At 35.6% G+C, this 6,087-nt stretch carries 4 protein-coding genes; all 4 read right to left on the reverse strand.

Features of this window, described 5'->3' with window-relative positions:
- Positions 1–18 precede the first annotated feature (18 nt).
- Positions 19–417, reverse strand: a complete 399-nt coding sequence (locus N523_RS0107175) for a hypothetical protein (protein ID WP_028835898.1) — start codon at positions 415–417, stop codon at positions 19–21.
- A 103-nt stretch (positions 418–520) separates the two neighbouring features.
- Positions 521–2,746: a choice-of-anchor A family protein gene (locus N523_RS0107180; RefSeq protein ID WP_028835899.1), complete on the reverse strand. Its 2,226-nt coding sequence runs from the start codon at positions 2,744–2,746 to the stop codon at positions 521–523.
- Between the two features lie 533 nt (positions 2,747–3,279).
- The gene (locus N523_RS0107185) at positions 3,280–4,695 is read right to left on the reverse strand and encodes a phosphomannomutase (RefSeq protein ID WP_028835900.1); all 1,416 of its coding nucleotides are present in this window, start codon (positions 4,693–4,695) and stop codon (positions 3,280–3,282) included.
- 39 nt (positions 4,696–4,734) lie between these two features.
- On the reverse strand, positions 4,735–6,087 hold a 1,353-nt coding region (locus N523_RS0107190), incomplete at its 5' end, for a mannose-1-phosphate guanylyltransferase/mannose-6-phosphate isomerase (RefSeq protein WP_028835901.1).

Here is a 6,087-nt window from a genome sequence, read left to right on the forward strand (position 1 = left end):
CTCACATTTTATTTAAGTTTAATTAAATAACTCCTTAAACCAACTCCAAACCCCAAACGAATATCCATCAAAAATATCAATTCCCAATGCCGACTTAATCAAATATAAAATCAGCAATGTAAGTAAAATAATAAAAGTAGCTGCGATGCTTAAAATTAATGCTTGAGTAAACCTTGCTACTTTTTGCTCTTTTGCGCTTAATTCACGCCTATTTCGACCTGCTAAAAAAACATAATAATAACGGTATTTAAAAAACTTAACTACGCCTCTGCAATCAACAGCATGGTTACCCCACTGCCTAGCACCTATGGCTATTTTTAAATGTGCTAACTGTTCATCAGTAAACGTAGTTTGAATGTTTTTAGGCATTCGTTCTAATAAACTTCTAATAGCTGGATCTTGCTGTAAGTTCGACAAAAAAGCCTCAATATAAACGTGATTATTAATTGCCAATTATTTTAAACAACAATTTAATAATAAAAAGCCAATTAAGAGTTAATTGGCTTTTAAAGAGAGGTTATTATTTAAGATTAGCCGAACGGAAAGTATTCGTTTTTTCCCAGCTATTCTCTTGCTGTAATGGAAGTGACCCGTTTTGGTTTATATTTGTACCAGAGAAAGAATGCTGATTCCAAATTCGAGTAGCATCTACCGATTTACAAGCACTCGCACTCTTAACAAATAACCCGTTAGTACCAACGGCACTATTTGGCAATAAGAATGTATTAGATACAGAAATTATTTCTCCTGCTCCATCTCCATCCAAATCAACGACTAAAGGATATTCCCATATAGTACCAGAAGATTGAGGGAAATTATAAATGAGCTTATTGTCAGAGACACTAAATATATTAAGGCCGGTTTCATCTAGGTTAATTATTTCAGCTTTACCGTCACCGTTAAAATCATAAGTTACAACTCCTGTACGTTTACTAGAAGCATCATTAATATTAAATGAATTTATTAATGCACCTTGTTTATTAAGTACTTTAATTAACTCACCACCAGCAACTACAATATCTGGCTCGCCATCACCGTCAACATCACCGATAGAAGGAACCCCACCACCTAAATCAGCTGACTGATATTGCCAAATGATAGAACCATCATGCTCCAAAAGTCTTACACTTCCATCGATATCAGTAAGAACAATTTCAGGGTATGTATCACTATCAAAGTTACCAACCGCCGAGAAACCTTGTTGAGTATTTTGATTCCAAAGTACATTGCCGTCTTTAGTAAATAAAACACCATTACCTAGAACTTCTTGTTGACCATCAAGATCATAGTCAAATACCACAGCATCAATCATACCAAAGTTACCTTTCGTATAATCAACAGGAGAAGTTAATTTAATAATAGAGTCATCAAAAAGGCTTAGTATCGTATTACCAACAATAATTTCTGCATAACCATCTCCATCTAAATCTGCAATAGTAGAGTTGCCGTAGGCACCATGCAAAGCTATTTTTTTAATTAAATCACCAGTATTACTGTAAATTTTTAAACTATAATCTGAAGAGTCTCTGGTTATTATCTCAACCACTCCATCATTGTTAATATCTGCAGCAGAAATGGAGTAAGTTGGATCGCTATAAACGGTTTTATAATCACTAGTACCATCTTGATTTTCTCTCTTCCACAGTTCTTCGCCATTTATACCATTAAATGCTCTAACAACTGCTCTAGATCTAGATTTAGAAACATCGAACGTTACTGCTAAAATATCAGTTACGTCATTATTATCAATAATACCGTCACCATTATCATCATTTAATTGGACAGCGATAGGCGTTGAAATGATTTGCTTATATTCAGGTTTGAATTCACTTTCAGTCCAACTCCATAAATCAGTTACAGTAATATCTTTACATAGCTCAACTGAAGAAGGCAGATCACCATCAAATTCACCACCTAACAATGCCATAGAACCATAAAAACTTTGGCCAATAATTGGCATTTTAGCTGTACCGTACACACCTCTTATATCAGCATAAGGCGCTAGTATTACACCCTGCCAACGATTACCTTTAATATCGAGTTTTTGTGCATTAGTAAAGTTGAATACGGTTTTACTTGCATGGTGGCGTAAACGTGCAAAGCTTTTACCTTTTACAACTACGTTGTCATCACCTGTAATATTAAAAATTACAGTCGCATCAGCAGGTATACCCCATACTTTAAAAGTATGCGCTTTAGCAAAGTCACGAGCATCTACATTAAATACTTGTCTATCAGAACTACCATCACCTTGTAAATAAAGACCACCCCATTTACGGTAAACTGTACCTGTTTCATCTAGCTCACCTAATTGCGCACTTAAATCTTTGTAGTATTGCTCTTGTTCATCAAAATTAAATGGAAGTGCCGATTCATCTTGGTTAGAAAGTATTTTAGAGCCCCACTCCATACCCCAACGAACACTCCAGTGAACATCAGTACCGCCACCAGCTACCATGCTACCTACATATTGGCGACCATATTTAAAATCGATGGTTGATTCACTAATTAAGTAATATTCTTCAGGGCTGTATGGGCGAGTGTAACCCACGCTGTAACCTTTAAGGTCTATTTCACCTGCTGCAATTGCACCATCTGCACGGCCAAAATTCGATTTAAAATCATTAAAAACAAATGCTGAAAAATTATTGGCAACGCCTAAATCTGCAGCCAGTGTTGTAGAGCTGGCTAAAGTAAGTGCTATTACTGCACTTAGCTTTTTATATTTTAGTAATGAATTCGTCATTTTATCCCTCGAAAATGAAAAAGTGCATCATAGGCACCAAGTTAAAGTCATTTGTTTAATGAAAGTTAATTCTTTCACTTCTGCTGAACATTATATACACAAATAAAATCAAAAGGAACAAAAAACACTACGAAAGTACTAATTTATCAAACCTAAAATAGGAACAAAAATTAAAATCAATAACTTACAATAAAATAAAAGCTGAAATAAGTTAAAAAATACAAACCTTAAATATTAAAGTACTAGCTAATGTAAATAAAATGTTTCAACTGTGGATGTGTCTTTTTTAACGAATAACTAGAGAAAAAAGTTTAAAGACGAAAATACTCTGAGATTGAACGTACAAACTTATGGACGTATAAGTTAAGAATACTTAATTTAATAGCTGAAAGTAGAAAATAATTTTTGTGGAGGGTTAAAAGTTAAAGATTTAGCTTTTATAAACCTCGCCTTAATAATTGCTAAAGAATAAAAAAGACGAGGTCTATAAAAGTTACTTTACCTCATAAGAAAAAGGCAATTATTATGAATGACTAAGCTTTAAAGTAATTTTTTATAGATACTAATACGTTATCGGCCAATGCTTTTGCATTTAGAAAGCTATTACTCTCGGTATAACATCTTAATTCAGGTGCGTTACCCGAAGGCCTTATATGCACAACATCCTGATTAGTAAAGGTTAAACGTAGGCCATCTATATCAATAACACTAGCTATTTTTAGACCCTCTAAGTTAAAAATCGACAAAAGCTTTTCTGGTTCTTGCTTCCCTAAATTAATAATAGATAAGCTCAACCCTTTATCGATATTTTTTAACCTATCGCTATAGGTAAAACGATGAGGCAAAAGTTCTACCGCTGACGAAAGCTTCTGTTTGCCAAAAAAGCTTAATACTGCTAACACAGGCAACAATGCATCTCTTGTAGCTAAACGAGTGATTTTTGTATTTTCTATATAGATATCAGAAGCTAATAAAAACCCGCCATTAGCTTCAAAACCGGCAACACTACTGTAATCTTCTTGAAGCGCTTTAAATGCCTCAATTACGTAAGGAGAGCCAATTTTTGTACGTATTACTTTTTTAAAAAAATCGGTTTTCTCTATAGAACTAATACAACTTACCGGGACTGAAAGTGCTTCTATGCCTAAACTTTTTGCTGCTAGTAAACACAAAACATCGCCAGTAAAGTAATTCCCATTTTCATCGGCAAGTAAAGGACGATCCCCGTCACCGTCGGTTGAAAATATAGCATCTAAACCATACTCTTTAGCCCAAGCTTTTGCTTGCTCCCTGTCAGCCTCACCTACAGCTTCTGTATCTATTGGTATAAAATTATCACTATAACCAAGGCATATTACTTCTGCGCCTAACGCTTTAAACAATTCAGGATATAGTTCTCTGCCAGCACTAGAATGTTGATAGACTCCAATTTTTTTACCTTGCAACAAATCGTCAGAAAAAACCCCTAAATAGCGTTTTAAGTATAATTCATAAGCTCTTTTGTTTAACACAGGTAATGGCAAAAGTGCTACTGTATCAATATTAGCTTTGGCCGATAAGATCTTACTCTCGTCTGACTTGGTAATTTCACCTGTTTTGGTGTAAAACTTTAACCCATTACGATCAAATGGGATGTGACTGCCTGTTACCATTATTGCCGGTACTGAATCCTCTTGAGATTTAAAAGCAAGAGCAGGCGTTGGTATAACACCGTAAAAATCAACTTCAATCCCCATTGTTCTGGCAGCACTAAAACATGCTTGAGCAATTGCAGGACTACTTGGGCGATTATCAATTGCTAATGCTATTCGTTTTGCATCGCCTTGAGTGCTTAAAAATGCCAGAGTAAAAGCAAAGCAAACTTCATCTGAAAACTGTGTTACCAACCCTCTGGCTCCAGAAGTACCAAACTCAATGCCGCTTTGTTCAATAATAATTGAACTATCCATAGTGCCCTCTAAATATAATTAATATCAAAATATCCACTTTTATGTTCGGCCATATCTATCTTCAAAACGAACAATGTCATCTTCGCCTAAATATGAGCCAGACTGAACCTCAATGAGTTCAAGATTCACTTTACCTGGGTTTTCAAGTGCATGTACCGAAGTGATAGGGATATATACGGACTCATTTTCCGTCAAGTATTGCTCTTTTCCGTCTAGGTGAACTTTTGCAGTACCCGAAACCACAATCCAATGCTCTGCGCGATGATGATGCATTTGAACCGACAATTTAGCACCTGGTTTAACTGTTATACGCTTGACTTGAAAGCGCTCACCGTTATCAACCGAGTCATACTTACCCCAAGGACGATAGACTTCCCTATGAAAAGTAGCTTCGCTTCGATGCTCATCTTTTAGCTGCTGTACTATTGCTTTAACTTTTTGTGATTCATTTTTATGTGCAACTAATACAGCGTCTTTAGTATTTATGATTACTAGGTCTTCAACACCGACTGCTGCTATTAATTTGTCATCGCTATAAACTAATGTATTTTTTGTATTTATAGCTTTTACATCACCATTAAATGCATTGCCGCTTTCATCTTGTTTTGATACTTCCCACAAGGCAGCAAAACCACCTACATCGTTCCACCCCGCATCCATAGGGACTACAACTGCATCTTTGGTATGTTCCATTACTGCATAATCTATAGACTCATCTGGACATGCTTCAAACGCAGTTTTATCAACACGAATAAAATCCATATCATCACTCTGAGCTTTCATCGCACTTAAACATGCTGAATAAATATCAGGGCAGTATGTTTTTAATTCTTCTAAATAGCGACTGGCTTTAAATATAAACATGCCACTATTCCAATAATAATTACCACTTTCTATGTACTGTTTTGCAACATCCAAACTTGGTTTTTCTACAAACTTATCAACCACAAACCCTGTTTGGTATTGTTCACCACGTTTTATATAACCATAACCGGTTTCTGGCTTATCACCAACTATCCCAAAAGTAACTAATTTGCCCTGTTTTGCAAGCTCGGATGCTTGACTAATACTTTTTTGAAATGCCGCAGTGTCTTTAATGACATGATCAGCAGCAAGTACAAGTAGTAAAGCATCGTCTTCTTTTTCAACCGCTTTTAAAGCAGCTAATGCAATAGCTGGCGCAGTATTTCGCCCTACGGGTTCTAAAAATATACCCGAGTGTTCTATATCTAATTGACGAACTTGCTCAGCAGCAATAAAGCGGTGTTCTTCATTACAAATGAGCATAACTGGGGCATGATCAATACCGTTTAAACGGGTTATTGTTTGTTGTAGCATAGTTGAGTTTGCGTCTTCTAATGCTAAAAATTGCTTTGGATAATTACCTCGTGA

The sequence above is a fragment of the Pseudoalteromonas sp. 23_GOM-1509m genome (assembly GCF_000518425.1).
GTDB lineage: Bacteria > Pseudomonadota > Gammaproteobacteria > Enterobacterales > Alteromonadaceae > Pseudoalteromonas > Pseudoalteromonas tetraodonis.